This is a genomic window from Tritonibacter scottomollicae (assembly GCF_003003215.1).
Lineage (GTDB): Bacteria > Pseudomonadota > Alphaproteobacteria > Rhodobacterales > Rhodobacteraceae > Epibacterium > Epibacterium scottomollicae.
Genome location: NZ_PVUF01000001.1, coordinates 644818 through 660399, shown reverse-complemented (window position 1 = coordinate 660399; position 15582 = coordinate 644818). Strand labels below are relative to the sequence as shown.

Genomic DNA, 15582 nt, shown 5'->3' with positions numbered 1-15582 from the left:
TGCCCCGACCCGCGAGAGATGCGGGCCGGGCGCGCCTCACTTACATCTTGCACGCGTCCACATAGGCGTTTGCATGATCCTCAAGGGCGGTGCCGACGATCTTGTTGGTAAAGACGTCGCCTTCCTTGATGACCTCACGCACATAGACGTTCTGGATCGGGTGATTATTGGCGGCAAAGGAGAACTCCCCCCGCACAGAGGCAAAATCCGCCTCCTTCAGGGCCGCAGCAAAGGCCGCGTCATCATTCACATCCGCCTTGTCGATGGCCGACAACAGCAGATTTGCAGTGTCATAGCCCTGCGCCGCGTAGATCGACGGCAGGCGGTCGTATTTCTGCTGGAAGGCCGCGACAAAAGCCGCGTTGGCCTCATTGTCCAGATCCTTGGACCATGTGGAGGAGTTCTTGACCCCAACAGCCGCCTCGCCCACCGCTTGCAGGATGCCCTGATCAAAGCTGAAGGCCGGGCCAACCACGGGCAGATCCACGCCGCTGTCGGCATATTGCTTCAAGAAGGAAATCCCCATGCCGCCGGGCAGGAAGAAGAACACGCTGTCTGCGCCAGACGCGCGGATCTGCGCGATTTCAGCCGCGTAATCCGTCTGCCCCAGCTTGGTGTAGACCTCACCTGCCAGTTCGCCCTCGTAGAACCGCTTGAACCCGGTGAGGCTGTCGATGCCCGCCGGATAGTTCGGCGCAAGGATGAAGGTGTTTTTGAACCCGGCTTGGGTTGCGTAAGCACCCGCACCTTCATGGAGGTTATCGTTCTGATAAGACACGGAGAAATAGTTGGAGTTACAGCCCTTGCCCGCCAGTTGCGCAGGCGCGGCGTTGGTCGAAAGGTAGAACAGACCTTGCGCAGTGGCAGCAGGCACCACGGCCATGGCGAGGTTTGACCAGACGATACCGGTCAGCACGTCGACCTTTTCCGATTGGATCATCTTATCCGCGAGCTGCACCGCGATATCGGGCTTGCGCTGGTCGTCTTCGATGACCACCTCGACATCATCGCGGTTGGCATCTTCCATCGCCAGCATGAACCCATCGCGGGTGTCGATGCCGAGGCTCGCACCGCCGCCCGAAAGCGTGGTGATCATCCCGACTTTGACATCCGCCATCGCTCCGCCCGCGGCCAGCGCCGCGGCCGCTGTGGCCAACATTAGCTTCTTCATGATCAAACTCCCTGTTTTATGGTTGGTTTGTTGTTGATTATCGAAGCCGGAACCGCTGGATCTTGCCGGTCTGCGTCTTGGGCAGGCTGTCGGCAAAGATGATGCTGCGGGGATATTTGTAGGGGGCGATGGTCGCCTTCACATGGGTCTGCAAGTCTTTGATGAGCGCGTCTGAGGGCGTAAATTCCGCATTCAGGACCACATGGGCCTGCACGATATGGCCGCGCTCCTCATCGGGGGCACCGATCACTGCGCATTCAGACACGGCGTTATGCGCCAGCAATGCCGCCTCCACCTCGGGGCCTGCGATATTGTAGCCAGCCGAGACGATCATATCATCGTTACGCGCGGCAAAGTGGAAATAGCCCTCCGCGTCGCGGATAAAACTGTCGCCAGTGATGTTCCACCCATCCGTGACATAGCCCGCCTGACGGTCGTCGTTCAGATAGCGGCACCCGGTCGGCCCACGCACCGCAAGGCGACCAACCTCGCCATCGGGCACCTCGCGGCCCTCGTCATCGACCACCTTCGCCTCATAGCCCCCCACGGGTTTGCCGGTGCAGGCCGGGCGGTGGTCATCAAAGCGGTTGGAGATGAAGATATGCAGCATCTCGGTCGCGCCGATCCCATCCAGCATCGGCTTGCCGGTCTTGGCCATCCAATCGTCGTAGACGGGTTTCGGCAGGGTCTCCCCGGCGGAGACGGCGGCGCGCAGGCTGCTGAGATCCGCCCCCTCTTCCATTGCGGCAAGCATCACCCGATAGGCGGTCGGCGCGGTAAAGCACACGGTCGCGCGGTATTTCTCGATGATCTCGATCATATTGGGCGGGGTGGCCTGTTCCAAAAGCGTCGCGGTTGCCCCGAACCGTAGCGGGAAAATCGCCAATCCGCCAAGCCCGAAGGTAAAGGCAAGTGGCGGAGAGCCAACAAAAATATCCTCAGGCACCACATTCAGCACATCGCGCGCATAGCCATCGGCAATGATCAACAGATCGCGGTGGAAATGCATGGTCGCCTTAGGCTCTCCGGTAGACCCGGAGGTGAACCCCAGAAGCGCCACATCATCGCGCCCGGTCTGCACCGCCTCAAAGCGCACCGGTTTTTCCAGCGCCAGCCTGTCGAGTTCGGCGTCGTGGTTGGAGGTCCCGTCAAAGCCGACGACGCGCTCAAGCACGTTACACTCTGCCGCGCAGGTCTCCATTTCCTCCATCAGCCGGGTATCGCAGAGGGCAAACTGGATCTGTGCCTTCTCGACATATTTCTTCAGCTCTGCGGCGCGTAGCATCGGCATGGTGTTGACCACAACCGCGCCCACCTTGGTCGCGGCCAGCCAGCAGGCCACCATCGCCGGATTATTGGCGGAACGGATCAGGATGCGGTTGCCCGGCTTGACGCCCAGATCCTCCACCAGCGCATGCGCCAGCCGGTTGGTCCAGTCGGCAAGCTCCTTGTAGGTGCGCTGCCGCCCGTTGCCGATCAGTGCGGTGCGGTCGCCAAAGCCCCGCTCCACCATGGCGTCCGTCAGTTCCACGCCCGCATTCAGATGATCCGGGTAGTCAAACCCATCCAGCAGGAAATCCGGCCATTGTTCCAGCGGCGGCAGCGCGTCGCGCGTGAATGTGTCGGTATGTGCGGTTGCGCCCAGTTTCATGACTTGCCCTCCATCGCCATCATGGCTTGCCGCGCGATCACCACGCGCTGCACGTCACTGGCCCCTTCATAAATCCGCAAGGCTCTGATTTCGCGATAGAGTTTTTCGACCATCGCACCGGAACGCACGCCCTCGCCGCCAAAGAGCTGCACCGCCTTGTCGATCACAACCTGCGCCGCCTCGGTCGAGAACAGCTTGGCCATCGCCGCCTCGCGCGTGACCCGCGCAGCACCACTGTCCTTGGTCCATGCGGCGCGGTAGACCAATAGGGCCGCGGCATCCACATCCATCGCCATATCGGCGATATGCCCCTGCACCATCTGCAAATCAAACAGCGGCGCGCCCTGCACGTGACGCTCTGTGACACGCACCAGAGCCTCGTCCAATGCGCGACGCGCAAAACCCAGCGCCGCCGCCGCCACCGTGGAGCGGAACACATCCAGCACCGACATGGCGATGCGGAACCCCTGCCCCGGCGCGCCGATCATGGCGCTTGCGGGGATACGCACATCGGTGAAGCGCAAGGTTGCCAGCGGGTGCGGCGCGATGGTCTCCAGCCGCTCCACCACCTCAAATCCAGCCAGATCCGGCGTCACGATAAAGGCCGACAGTCCCTTGGCCCCCGGCGCCTCACCCGTGCGGGCAATCAGCGTGTAGACATCGGCAATCCCGCCATTGGAGATCCAGGTCTTTTCACCATTGAGCACATAGTCATCGCCATCGCGCACCGCCGTCATGGTGGAGTTTGCCACATCCGATCCCGATTGCGGCTCAGTGAGTGCAAAGGCGGCGATCGCCGCACCGCTGCGAGTCTTGGGCAACCAGGCCGCCTTCTGCGCATCCGTCCCGAATAGCGAGATCGCCCCGGTGCCAAGCCCCTGCATGGCAAAGGCAAAATCCGCCAGCCCGTCGTGGCGCGCAAGGATCTCACGTGACAGACAGAGCTTGCGGACATCAAGGCTCTCACCGCTGTCGCATGCGCCGGTCGGTTGCAGGATACCTGCCCGCCCCAGATCGGCTACCAGTTTGCGACAGGCCGCATCGGTGTCACTGTGATCCACATTGAGCCCAGCCGCCACCGCCTCGACCTGCGCCGCCCAATCGCGGTGCTCTTGGTCAAAAAAGGGCCAATTCAGAAAACTCTGGTCCGCCACGTTATCATCCCCGTTGTTTTCATCTTTTTCCAAATACCTTCGCCGAAGGCGAAATCCGGCGCTCTCAGTCGCCTTCAAACACTGGTCGCTCTTTCGCGACAAAAGCCTCATAGGCGCGGCGGAAATCATTGCCCTGCATGCAGATCGCCTGCGCCTGCGCCTCGGCCTCGATCGCCTGTTCAAGGCTCATGGACCATTCCTGTGCCAGCATGGTCTTGGTCATGCCATTGGCGAAGGTCGGCCCCTGTGCGATGCGCTCTGCCATCTTCATGGCCTCGGCCTCCAGTGCCTCTGCCGCCACCAGACGGTTGAAAAACCCCCAGCGTTCGCCTTCCTCGGCGCCCAGCGACCGGCCCATATACAACAGCTCCGCCGCGCGGCCCTGACCGATGATCCGAGGCAGCATGGCGCAGGCCCCCATGTCGCAGCCCGCCAGCCCCACACGGTTGAACAGAAAGGCCACCTTGGCCTCGGGTGCGGCAATGCGCAGATCGCTGGCCATGGCCATGATCGCACCGGCCCCGGCACAGATACCATCCACCGCCGCAATCACCGGCTTGGTGCAGTTGATCATCGCCTTCACAAGATCCCCGGTCATGCGGGTGAAGGCCAAAAGCTCCTTCATGTTCATCTTTGTGAGCGGGCCAATGATGTCATGCACATCGCCGCCAGAGGAGAAATTACCGCCATTGGGCACGATCACCACCGCATGCACCTCGTCCGAGTAGGGCAGCGCCCGGAACCAGTCGCGCAGCTCGGCATAGCTGTCGAAGGTCAGCGGGTTCTTGCGCTCGGGACGATTGAGCGAAATGCGGGCGATGCCGCCCTCGATGGTGCAGTTGAAATGCGTGGTCTCATGCAGGCTCATGTCGGGGTATCCTTGGAAGTCTCACTGGAGGTCGCGGGCTGGATATGGTCCAGCAGCGCGCTCATCTCATGGATGTCATCGGCACCAAGGCCGGCCATCATCTCGTTGATCCAGGCCTCGTGTTCGCTCGCAAGCCGGGCAAACTCCGCCTCGCCCGCCGGGGTGAGCCGGGCCACCTGCGCGCGCCGATCTCCGGGCACCGCGACGCGCAGTGCAAGCCCGTCTTCGGTCAGCCGGTCGACAATGCCGGTTACATTGCCGTTGGAGACCCGCAAGAACTGCGACAGCTGGCTCATCTTCAACCCGTCCGGATTGCGCGAAAGCGCCGACATCACGTCGAACCGTGGCAGAGTGGTGTTGTGGCGGTCGCGCAGACGGCGGCGCAGCGCGGCCTCAATACTGCCGGACGTCTTCAGCAGTTTCAGCCACAGGCGCAGACGGGCCTTCGAGGAGGCCTCTGCGGGCAAGGTTTCCGGTTTGGCGCTGCTCATATTTCGCCCCCCGTCAGGGCCAAGGCATGGCCGTTGACCGAGGCCGCGCCGCTCGACGCCAACCACAGCGCCGCATCGGCCACTTCTTCCGGCTGTACAAAACGCCCCTGCGGGTTGTCCGCCTTGAGCGCGCCGGCCGCGTCCTCGGTGCTCATGCCCGTCTTGGCGCGGATATTGTCGATGCTGCGTTGAAGCATCGGCGTTTCCACAAAGCCCGGACAGATCGCATTCACGGTGATGCCGGTGCGGGCGAGTTCCTTGGCCAAACCACGGGTCAGACCGACCACCGCGTGTTTTGCCGCACAATAGGCGCTGACATAAGGGTAGCCTTTGAGCCCCGCGGTTGAGGCCACGGCGATCATCCGGCCGCGCCCTGCCTCTTTCATGCCCGGCAGCACCGCCTGCCAGAGGTTCACCACGCCGTTGAGGTTCACCGCCATCATGGCATTCAGCATCTCCGACTGCATCTTGGCGAAAGGAACGCTCTCTGCGGCCCCCGCGTTGGCCAAGGCCACGGTGACGGGGCCGCGCGCAGCGGCGGCGCGCGCCACGGCGGAGGTAACGCTTGCGGCGTCGGTAACATCGCAGATCTCATAGGGAAGCCCCTGTTCGATCAGGGTCTTCTCCGTTCGCCCGATCAGGGTCACGGTGGCCCCCGCCGTGGCAAAGGCCTGCGCGCAGGCGGCGCCGACACCGGTGCCGCCACCGGTGATCAGGACATGCTCTTGGCTCAGATCTCTACTCATGCGCGCAAGCTCTCCGCTTCTTTGTCCGCCAGCCGCCAGCTTTGGTCACGGCCCGGCTGATAGGGCAGCGGCCAGTCAGGCGCGGCGCGGTCGCCAATCTTGGTGCCTTCACGCAGGGTCCAGTAGGGATCGGCCAGATGCGGGCGGCCCACGGCCACCAGATCAGCCCGGCCCGCCATCAGGATCGAGTTGGCATGATCGGCCTCAAAGATATTGCCCACCGCCATGGTACAGATGCCCGCCTCGTTGCGGATCTGGTCAGAGAACGGCGTCTGGAACATGCGACCATAGACCGGCTTTGCATCGGTGGTGGTCTGACCGGCAGAGACGTCGATCAGGTCGGCGCCCGCCTCCCAGAAGGCGCGGGCAATCTGCACCGCGTCATCCGGGGTGACGCCATCCTCGCCCACCCAGTCATTGGCGGAGATGCGCACCGACATCGGTTTGCCGTCGGGCCAGACCGCGCGCATGGCGGCAAAGACCTCCAGCGGATAGCGCAGGCGGTTTTCAAGGCTGCCGCCATACTCATCGCCGCGCTGGTTGGAGACCGGCGACAGGAAGGAGGAGATCAGATAGCCATGGGCCGCGTGCAGCTCGATCATGTCGAACCCAGCACGATCCGCCATCTCAGCAGCGCTCACGAACTGGTCGCGAACCTCGTCCATCTCGGCGCGGGTGATTTCGCGCGGGGTGGCGTTCTGGCCCGACCATGGAATGGCGGAGGCGCTGACGGTGTCCCAATTGCCGTCCGGCAAGGGCGCATCCATCTCGTCCCAGCCGAGCTGAGTGGAGCCCTTGCGCCCCGAATGGCCGATCTGGCAGCAAACCTTGGCATCGGTCTCGGCATGTACAAAATCGGTGAGGCGGGACCAAGCAGCCTCATGTTCAGGCGCATAGAGACCGGGACAGCCGGGTGTGATACGCCCCTCTGGCGAAACGCAGGTCATTTCCGTGTAGACCAGCCCGGCGCCACCCTTGGCGCGCTCGCCATAATGAACCAGATGCCAGTCGGTGGGGCAGCCGTCCACGGCTTTGTACTGTGCCATGGGAGAGACGACGATGCGGCTCTTGAGGTCCATCTCGCGCAGGCGGAAGGGCGCAAACATCGGCGCGCGCAGCGGTGCATCCTTGGGCGCCCCGGCCTGGGTCATGAACCAGCGCTCCGCGCCTTCGAGCCAGTCCTTGTCGCGGGCACGCAGGTTTTCGTGGCTGATGCGCTGGCTGCGGGTCAGCATGGAATAATTGAGCTGCACCGGGTCCAAATCGAGGTAGCGCTCCACCCGCTCGAACCATTCCATCGAGTTGCGCGCCGCCGATTGCAGGCGCAGCACCTCAAGGCGGCGCTGATCCTCATAGTCGTCAAAGGCGCTTTGCAGATCCGGTTTATCCTGCAGCAGTTCAGCCAGAGAAATGGCAGATTCCAGCGCCAGCTTGGTCCCTGATCCGATCGAGAAATGCGCCGTCGCCGCCGCATCGCCCATCAGCACCACATTCTCGTGGCTCCATTTTTCGCACAGGACACGCGGGAACCGGATCCAGGCGGAGCCGCGAATGTGGTTGGCGTTGGTCATCAGTGCATGGCCGCCCAGATGATCCTTGAAGATCTCTTCGCAGACCTTGATGCTTTCCTGCTGGTTCATGGAGGCAAAACCAAAGGCGTCAAAGGTCTCTTGCGTACATTCCACGATGAAGGTCGCGGTGTCGTCGTCAAACTGGTAGGCATGCGCCCAGACCCAGCCGTGCTCGGTTTCCTCAAAGATGAAGGTGAAGGCATCTTTGAAGGTCTGACGTGTCCCGAGCCAGACGAAGTTGCACAGGCGCGTGTCGACATCCGGCTTGAACGTATCGGAATAGAGGCTGCGGGTGCTGGAGTTCAGCCCGTCGCTGGCAACCACCAGATCATAGTCCTGGCGCAAGGCCTCCGCGCTCGGCACATTGGTCTCAAACTGCAGATTGACGCCCAGTTCGCGCGCCCGTTCCTGCAACAGGATCAGCAGCTGCTTGCGCCCGATGCCGCAGAACCCATGGCCAGAGGACACCTGCCGCGTGCCCTTGAAGAGCAGCGCAACGTCGTCCCAATAGGCAAAATGCGCGCGGATCGTCTCGGCGCTTTTGGCATCGTTGGCTGCAAGGTTGTCGAGCGTCTCATCCGACAACACCACGCCCCAGCCGAAGGTATCATCGGCGCGATTCCGTTCGATCACGGTGATGTCGTGACCGGGATCGCGCAGCTTCATCGAGATCGCGAAGTACAGGCCAGCCGGGCCGCCTCCCAGACATGCAATGCGCATATGATCCTCATCCCCATTAGATTATTGTCAGGTCAAAGGCTCTCCGCATTCCAAAACAATTTCAAGCTTAAAATTTCCATTTCTGAAGCTTCTCTGCCGCAGCATGAGACATACCAAGGCCTCTTGCGCTCAATACAAGGATTGCAAGGTAATGTTTTGATACCATAATTTAGGGGATTGCCCAACCGGCGGACAGTTGGCACGCGGCCTCTCTGAATGAACCGCCTGGCGATGCATTCAGAGAGCTTGCATGAGAAACGGGCAAACGCAGCAACGCGTTCGCCCGTCTGAGTCGCTCAATGTTGACGGTTTTCTCCGCAACGACTGCGGTTACCAGACACCGGTTTCCGCAAGCATCGGCCATGAACTCACAAGCGGCGCAGGCCCCGGCAAGGCGTGTTCGCAGTACCAGATTTCTTCGGGCTGCACGTCCACGATCCGCTCCGCGCCCTTGAACCCCGCAACCCGATCGGGGTGCCAATCGACCGTGGCCAAGCCGGTGACAAAGATCCCCGCACCACTGTTGAAATCGGGGATAAACAGCCCCACGCGGCCGTCAGCCTCGATATTGCCAAGCGTGTTGAAGAAACGATTGCCCGAAAAATCCGGAAACGACAGCGAACTGTCGGCATTGATGGTCAGAAACCCAGGCCGCCCGCCCCGATGCGAGGCGTCGATGCCATCGGTCGGATTGTCCGACATCTCCGCCGCGCGGGAGGCGATGAAGAAGGTATCGGCCCGCGCCACCAAGGCGCGGCTGCGTGCGTCCCAGTCGGCCAGTGCCGTTGCCTCCGGCGCAGGCGGATTGGCGGGCCAGAGCAGATCGCGGGTCTGGATATACTGCGGACAGTTGCCGAAACTCAGGTCGACTGCGATCTCAAACCCCTCGCCATTCACCGCATGAATGGTGCCATTCATCCGGTTGCGGCGGCGGCTCGACAGCTCCATGCCAACAACGCCAACCTTTGCCCCGGGACGCACATCAAGCCAAAGGCTTTCCCCCAGCTGAGGGCGCGCGCCCACCGACAAATGACCGGGATCACGCGAACGCAGGAACCCGACTTCGCCAACTGCGGGCGTGGCCCAGACCTGTCCGCGTGCATCCAGCAAGCCAAGAAACAGCACTGCCAGGCTCTCGAAGAAATCGCGATGTTGTTGCGGCATTTCATGTCGGATGGCGTGGGCAACCCTGTCGCGATAGCTTGCGGGCACCCCGGCACGGTGCTGCAGCGCCAGCTCGCCGGTATGAAAGACTTGTATCGCACGGGTCATGGCTGATCTCCCTTCTATGCTGGTTTCTACGTGGGATCGCGCGCCGTCTCAGGCCGGTTCCGGAACCGGCGAGGCCACCATGGGCACGAACCTCGGCAGGGCCGCGACGCGTTCAATCCACGCGCGTACCAGCGGATAGCAGTCAAGGCTGACGCCCCCCTCAGGCGCGTGGGCGATGTATGCGTAGCTTGCCACATCGGCGATGGTGGGCCTGTCCCCGACCAAATAGTCCCGCCCAGCAATCAACCCTTCCATTTGGCTGAGAAAATCATGCGAGACCTCGCGCGCCGCCTCGGTCTCTGGCGTATCGCCGGCGCCAATGAGGGTGCGCCACCGTGCCCGCGAGGGGCCCGTCGCCACATGCGACACCGTGAGCGACAACCAGCGCTGCACCTCTGCGGCATCCTTGGGCGTTGTCGGCAGCCAGTCGGTGTCCGCACCATAGGACTGCACCAGATAGACGAGGATCGCATTGGAATCTGCAATCAGTGTGCCGTTGTCATCAATCACCGGCACCTGACCGAACAGATTGAGTTCAAGAAACTCCGGCGCTTTATGTGCGCCCTTCAGCAGGTCGACCTCAATCAGCTCATACGGCAGATCAAGGATCGACAGCATCATCTCCACCCGGTGGCAGTGACCAGACAGCGGGTGGCGGTAGAATTTGATCGGGGCGGCGTTGGCGGGGAAATCGGGGTTCATCTTGGTCTCCTTGCAAGAGGTCATAGGCCGAGGTCGCTCAGGCCCGGGTGGTCGTCGGGGCGACGGCCCAGTGGCCAATGGAATTTGCGATCTGCTTCAGTGATTGGATGTTCGTTGATGGAGGCATGGCGTTCTTCCATCAGGCCGTTTTCATCAAACTGCCAGTTCTCGTTGCCATAGGCGCGGAACCAATTGCCGCTGTCGTCGCGATATTCATAGGCGTAGCGCACCGCGATCCGGTTGCCGTCAAAGGCCCAAAGCTCTTTGATCAGCCGATACTCCAGCTCGCGTGCCCATTTGCGGGTCAGGAAGGCCTCGATCTCGGTCCGGCCCACGGGAAACTCGGCGCGATTGCGCCAGCGGCTGTCGGGCGTATAGGCCAGCGTCACCTTGGCCGCGTCCCGGCTGTTCCAGCCGTCCTCGGCAAGGCGCACTTTCTCGATTGCGCTTTCACGGGTGAAGGGCGGCAGCGGTGGGCGGGGCGTGAGGGTCATTTTCGTCTCCAGTTGTGGCGCGGTGGTCAGCGCCTCTGGTGACAGAGATAAATCACCCCGTTGCGTAAAATAATACAGCGTGTGAGAAAGAGATAATTTCACATTTCGACAGCAATCAGGGCAGATCCATGGACCGCGTTCAAAGCATGCAGGTATTTGTCGCCGTGGCGGAAGAAGAGGGCTTTGCCGCAGGGGCCCGCCGGGTGGGCCTGAGTGCGCCATCGGCGACGCGGGCGATCAACGGGCTGGAGGCACAACTGGGGACGCGGCTTTTCACCCGCACCACCCGGCGCTTGCATCTGACGGATGTGGGACGGCGCTATCTGGACGACGTGCGCCACATCCTGACCTCCTTGCAGGCCGCCGATGATGCGGCGCGCGGGGCGGCTAGCGCGCCTGTTGGGCTGCTGCGGCTGACTTGCCCCAATGAGTTCGGGCGCATCTATATCCTGCCGATCCTGCTGGATTATCTGAATGAGTACCCGGAGATGCGGGCCGATCTGGTGCTCTTGGACCGCGTGGTGAATATCGTCGAAGAGGGGTTTGATGTGGCCCTGCGGATCGGGCACCTGCCGTCCTCGACGCTGTCAGCGGTCAAAGTCGGTGCCGTGCGGCGGGTGGTCTGCACCGCGCCCGCATATCTGGACAAATACGGCACCCCAACGACCCCGGCGGACCTTAGCGCGCATCGGATTGTCGCGATCAGTGCGGTCTCATCGGCGACGGAATGGAGGTTTGGCACCGACCAACAACAGGTCGTACGTATCACGCCACAGCTCTGTGTCAGCACTGTTGCGGCCGGGCTGGACGCGGCGCGGGCGGGCTGGGGCATCTGCCGAATGCTGTCCTATCAGGCCGGGCGCGATGTGGCGGCGGGGCGCCTTGCGTGTCTACTGGAGGACTATGAGCCTGAGAGCATGCCGATCCATCTGGTTCACACGGAAGGGCGGCGCGCACCGGCCAAGGTGCGCAGCTTTATTGATTTTGCCCGCGACCGGCTGCGCGCGGACCCGGTGCTTCAGGCCTTGTCGTCCAGCAACGGATGCGGCGGCTGATCTCTTAGAAATCCAGCCCCAGATCGACCGTGCGCGCCGAATGCGTAAGCGCCCCCGAGGAAATATAGTTCACACCCGTGGCCGCAATCGCCGCCACCGTGTCGCGTTTGACGTTGCCGCTGGCCTCCAGCGCCAGACGTCCGGCGTTGATCTGGACTGCCTCGCGCAGCTGGTCCGGCGTCATATTGTCCAGGAGCACAACGGAGGCACCGCCGACTTCTAGGACCTCGCGCAGCTGATCCAGCGTGTCCACTTCGATTTCCACCGCCATCATATGGCTGGCATGCGCCTTGGTGGCGTCCAACACGGCACGAATACCGCCCGCAGCAGCGATGTGGTTGTCCTTGATGAGGATCGCATCCGAGAGCGAATAGCGGTGGTTGAACCCACCGCCATGCAGCACTGCGAGCTTTTCTACCATGCGCAGGCCGGGCGTTGTTTTGCGGGTGCAGGTGATGCGCGCCTCGGTGCCGCGCGTCTCAGCCACCATCGCCGCTGTCAGGGTTGCGATCCCAGTCAAGCGGCCCGCAAAGTTCAACGCCACACGTTCGCCCATCAGGATCGAGGCTGCCTTGCCCTCGATCTCCATCAGCACATCGCCGGGCTGACAAGCGGCCCCATCTGCAACGAGGGTGTTCACCCGCAGGTTTGCATCGACCAGCCGGAACGCCAGCGCCGCCACCTGCATGCCAGAGACCACGGCCTCTTCGCGGGCGCGCAGGCGGGCGGAATAGGTCACATCGTCCGGGATCACCGCACGGGTGGTCACATCGCCATAAGAGCCGAGGTCCTCCATCAGGGCGGATTTGACCAGGGGCTCGAGGATCAGGTCAGGCAAAGTGGCAAAGCTCATGGGGTCTCCGGGTGGGGTAAAGGCGCTTCAAGCAAGCTGTCGCGCCGCGTCTTGGCCGCATCCCACGTCAGGCGGGAGCGGTGCGCGAGCGCGAGCAAGGTTTCGGGGAAATCAGACCGCTCATGCGCGCCACGGCTTTCTTCGCGCAGCAATGCGGCGGCGGCGATCATGGTGGCGGCAGTGCAGATGTTTTGAAAGCTCTCGCAGGTGGGCTGTTTGGCGCAAAGGGCCGCAATCTCGTGCAGTGCTGTGCGCAGCCCATCCGCGTTGCGCACAACACCAACATTGCGGGTCATGCATTGGCGCAGGGATGCCACAAGCGCGGTATCAGCCCCCTCGCCGCCGGGGTTCAACTCAAGATGAACCGGCGCGACCTCTTGGGGTGTCCCCTGCGCTCGTGCAATATCTTCCGCCGCGCGACGGGCATAGACCAGCGCCTCCAAAAGACCATTGGAGGCCAGACGATTAGCACCATGCAGCCCCGTCGAGGCACATTCGCCACAGGCCCAAAGCCCCGCCAGCGAACTGCGCCCGTCCAGATCTGTGGCGATGCCGCCCATGTGGTAATGCGCGGCGGCGGCCACCGGGATCGGCTCCTGCGTCGGGTCGATGCCATTGCGTGCGCAGGCACTGCTGACCGCCGGGAACAGCGTGGTGATGTCCGCGCCGATTGCAGCCCGCGTATCCAGAAGTGGGCGCTTGCCCGCCTGCGACTGCGCAAAGATCGCCCGCGCGACCACATCGCGCGGCGCAAGCTCCGCGTCGGGATGTTCGTCCAGCATGAACCGCGCGCCGGCGGCATTCACAAGGATCGCGCCCTCACCGCGCAACGCCTCGGTGGCCAGCGGGGCCGGGTCCTCGCCCACATCCATCGCCGTGGGGTGGAACTGTACGAATTCCGCATCGGCAATCTCGGCACCGGCGCGGGCGGCCATACCAAGCGCCTGCCCTCGGATGCGGGGCGGGTTGGTTGTGATCGCATAAAGCCCGGCGCTGCCGCCGCCAGCCATCAAGACAGCACTGCCACGTAGCAGCACCGCAGCTGATCCTTCTGGCGCTGACGAAACAAGCCGCACGCCGGTGACGGTGCCATCGCGGACCTCCAGCCCTTCGGCCATCACCCCTTCGATCACCTGGATCGAGGGCGTCGCGCGGACCCGTTCGATGAGGGCGCGCATGATCTCGGCCCCGGCCTGATCGCCCTTGACCCGCACCACGCGGGCAAAACTATGCGCCGCCTCGCGCGACATCACATAGCCGCCGTCCTCGGTACGATCAAAAGGCGCGCCAAGCGTGGTGAGATCGAGGATATGCTCGCGTGCCTCACGGGTGACCAATGCGGCGACCTCGGCATCCACGGTGCCAGCACCGGCGCGGGTGGTATCAATGGCATGCGCCTCGGGACTGTCGCCCGCATCCATTGCCGCCGCCACGCCGCCCTGCGCCCAAGCCGAGCTTGCCCCCTGCCCCAACGGATCAGGCGAGATCATCACCACCGGACGCGGTGCCAGCGTCAATGCCGCGTAAAGCGCCCCCAGCCCGGCGCCGATGATGACGATGCGATCGCTGTGGACTGCTTCCAAGCCCTCCATGCGCCTCTCAGATGCCCAGCTTGCGCGACAGGTCGATCATCGCCTGCACCGCGTGGCGGGCCTTTGCAGCCATGACCGGCTCGACCTCGACCTGACCCTCCATGGAGTGCAGCGACCAGAGCACCTTCTCTAGCGTGATCTTCTTCATGAAGGGGCACATGTTGCAGGGGCCGACAAACTCGACCTCAGGCAGTTCGTCGGCGATGTTGGACGCCATCGAACATTCGGTAATCAGCAGCGCCTTTTCCGGCTTTTCCTCGGTGACATATTTCAGGATGCCGCTGGTGGAGCCGGAGAAATCGGCCTCTGCCACCACATCCGGCGGGCATTCCGGGTGAGCGATCAGCCGGGTGCCCGGGTTCCATTCGCGGAAATCGCGCAGGTCCTGAGCAGAGTACTGCTCGTGTACGATGCAGGAGCCTTCCCACCAGACCACCTTCTTGTGCGGCACATCACGGGCCACGTTCTGCGCCAAATACTGGTCCGGCGTCATGATGACCGTGTCGCTCTCCATCGCGCCAACGATCTGCGCCGCGTTGGACGACGTGCAGCAGATGTCGGAGGCGGCTTTCACCTCAGCGGTGGTGTTCACATAGGTGACCACCGGCGCGCCGGGATAGCGGCGGCGCATCTCCTCGACCCCTTCGGCGGTGATCGACTCCGCAAGGCTGCAGCCGGCTTCCATGTCGGGGATCAGCACCGTCTTTGAGGGGCTGAGGATCTTCGACGTCTCGGCCATGAAATGCACGCCGCATTGCACGATCACATCGGCCTCCACCTCGGTGGCCTTGATCGCCAGCTGCAGGCTGTCACCGACAAAATCGGAGATCCCGTGATAGATCTCCGGCGTCATGTAATTATGGCCGAGGATCACAGCATTGCGTTTCGCCTTCAGCTCGTTGATCGCCTTGACATAAGGCGCGTAGAGCACCCAGTCGACGGGCGAGACAACGCGGGACATGCTCTGATAGATATCAGACATGGACTCGGCGAGTTCGGGGTTCGGAGTGAGATCGTAGTGCTGGGACAATTCGTTCCGCAGCACGGGAATATCGAGCGACATGGCTGGGTTTTCCCCTCGTCTGGTCGCGGGCCGCCTGCAGACCGTGGCGGCACCGAAAAGGAGGACGCCGCACGCCGGGAGCATACGCGTCCAATCAGGCCTCGCAGGTCGCAGCGCGAGTATGTGCGACCGTGCATAGCGTCAGGGGCAGTGGCGTGCAAGCGTCACACCCCGTACCG

General features: G+C 62.8%; 14 protein-coding genes. 1 reads left to right on the top strand and 13 read right to left on the bottom strand.

The features are described 5' to 3' along the window. Positions 1-40: 40 nt before the first annotated feature. The 10 genes from CLV89_RS03090 to CLV89_RS03045 all read right to left on the bottom strand — a co-directional run bounded on the left by CLV89_RS03090 (position 41) and on the right by CLV89_RS03045 (position 10840). Positions 41-1171 carry an ABC transporter substrate-binding protein gene (locus CLV89_RS03090; protein ID WP_106162142.1) on the bottom strand — a complete coding sequence of 377 codons (1131 nt, stop codon included), beginning with the start codon at positions 1169-1171 and terminating at the stop codon, positions 41-43. A gap of 37 nt (positions 1172-1208) precedes the next feature. After that, positions 1209-2822: an AMP-binding protein gene (locus tag CLV89_RS03085; protein WP_106162141.1), complete on the bottom strand. Its 1614-nt coding sequence runs from the start codon at positions 2820-2822 to the stop codon at positions 1209-1211. Then, positions 2819-3976, bottom strand: a complete 1158-nt coding sequence (locus CLV89_RS03080; protein WP_106162329.1) for an acyl-CoA dehydrogenase family protein — start codon at positions 3974-3976, stop codon at positions 2819-2821. Before CLV89_RS03080 ends, CLV89_RS03085 begins: the two co-directional genes overlap by 4 nt. 64 nt (positions 3977-4040) lie before the next feature. Further along, positions 4041-4844, bottom strand: coding sequence for an enoyl-CoA hydratase family protein (locus tag CLV89_RS03075; RefSeq protein ID WP_106162140.1), 804 nt, complete (start codon positions 4842-4844; stop codon positions 4041-4043). Next, positions 4841-5335, bottom strand: a complete 495-nt coding sequence (locus CLV89_RS03070; protein WP_106162139.1) for a MarR family winged helix-turn-helix transcriptional regulator — start codon at positions 5333-5335, stop codon at positions 4841-4843. The genes CLV89_RS03075 and CLV89_RS03070 overlap by 4 nt, the downstream gene beginning before the upstream one ends. Continuing rightward, entirely contained in the window at positions 5332-6081 is a 750-nt protein-coding gene (locus tag CLV89_RS03065) for an SDR family NAD(P)-dependent oxidoreductase (RefSeq protein ID WP_106162138.1), read from the bottom strand. Before CLV89_RS03065 ends, CLV89_RS03070 begins: the two co-directional genes overlap by 4 nt. Beyond that, positions 6078-8372, bottom strand: coding sequence for a bifunctional salicylyl-CoA 5-hydroxylase/oxidoreductase (locus tag CLV89_RS03060; RefSeq protein ID WP_106162137.1), 2295 nt, complete (start codon positions 8370-8372; stop codon positions 6078-6080). The genes CLV89_RS03065 and CLV89_RS03060 overlap by 4 nt, the downstream gene beginning before the upstream one ends. Before the next feature lie 330 nt (positions 8373-8702). Next, on the bottom strand, positions 8703-9644 hold the full coding sequence (locus CLV89_RS03055) for a pyridoxamine 5'-phosphate oxidase family protein (RefSeq protein WP_106162136.1): 942 nt from the start codon (positions 9642-9644) through the stop codon (positions 8703-8705). A 48-nt stretch (positions 9645-9692) separates the two neighbouring features. Beyond that, entirely contained in the window at positions 9693-10346 is a 654-nt protein-coding gene (locus CLV89_RS03050) for a glutathione S-transferase family protein (protein ID WP_106162328.1), read from the bottom strand. A gap of 20 nt (positions 10347-10366) precedes the next feature. Then, positions 10367-10840: a nuclear transport factor 2 family protein gene (locus tag CLV89_RS03045; RefSeq protein ID WP_106162135.1), complete on the bottom strand. Its 474-nt coding sequence runs from the start codon at positions 10838-10840 to the stop codon at positions 10367-10369. A 128-nt stretch (positions 10841-10968) separates the two neighbouring features. Here CLV89_RS03045 and CLV89_RS03040 point away from each other — a divergent pair, with 128 nt between their 5' ends. Beyond that, positions 10969-11895: a LysR family transcriptional regulator gene (locus CLV89_RS03040; protein ID WP_106162134.1), complete on the top strand. Its 927-nt coding sequence runs from the start codon at positions 10969-10971 to the stop codon at positions 11893-11895. Between the two features lie 4 nt (positions 11896-11899). Here the strand turns inward: CLV89_RS03040 and nadC are convergent, their stop codons facing one another. The 3 genes from nadC to nadA are packed head-to-tail and all read right to left on the bottom strand — an operon-like array spanning position 11900 to position 15403. Beyond that, complete coding sequence (gene nadC / locus CLV89_RS03035) at positions 11900-12748, bottom strand: carboxylating nicotinate-nucleotide diphosphorylase (RefSeq protein WP_106162133.1); 849 nt, start codon at positions 12746-12748, stop codon at positions 11900-11902. Further along, positions 12745-14340, bottom strand: a complete 1596-nt coding sequence (locus tag CLV89_RS03030; protein ID WP_106162132.1) for an L-aspartate oxidase — start codon at positions 14338-14340, stop codon at positions 12745-12747. The genes nadC and CLV89_RS03030 overlap by 4 nt, the downstream gene beginning before the upstream one ends. Before the next feature lie 7 nt (positions 14341-14347). Then, positions 14348-15403: a quinolinate synthase NadA gene (gene nadA / locus CLV89_RS03025; RefSeq protein WP_106162131.1), complete on the bottom strand. Its 1056-nt coding sequence runs from the start codon at positions 15401-15403 to the stop codon at positions 14348-14350. Between the last annotated feature and the right edge of the window lie 179 nt (positions 15404-15582).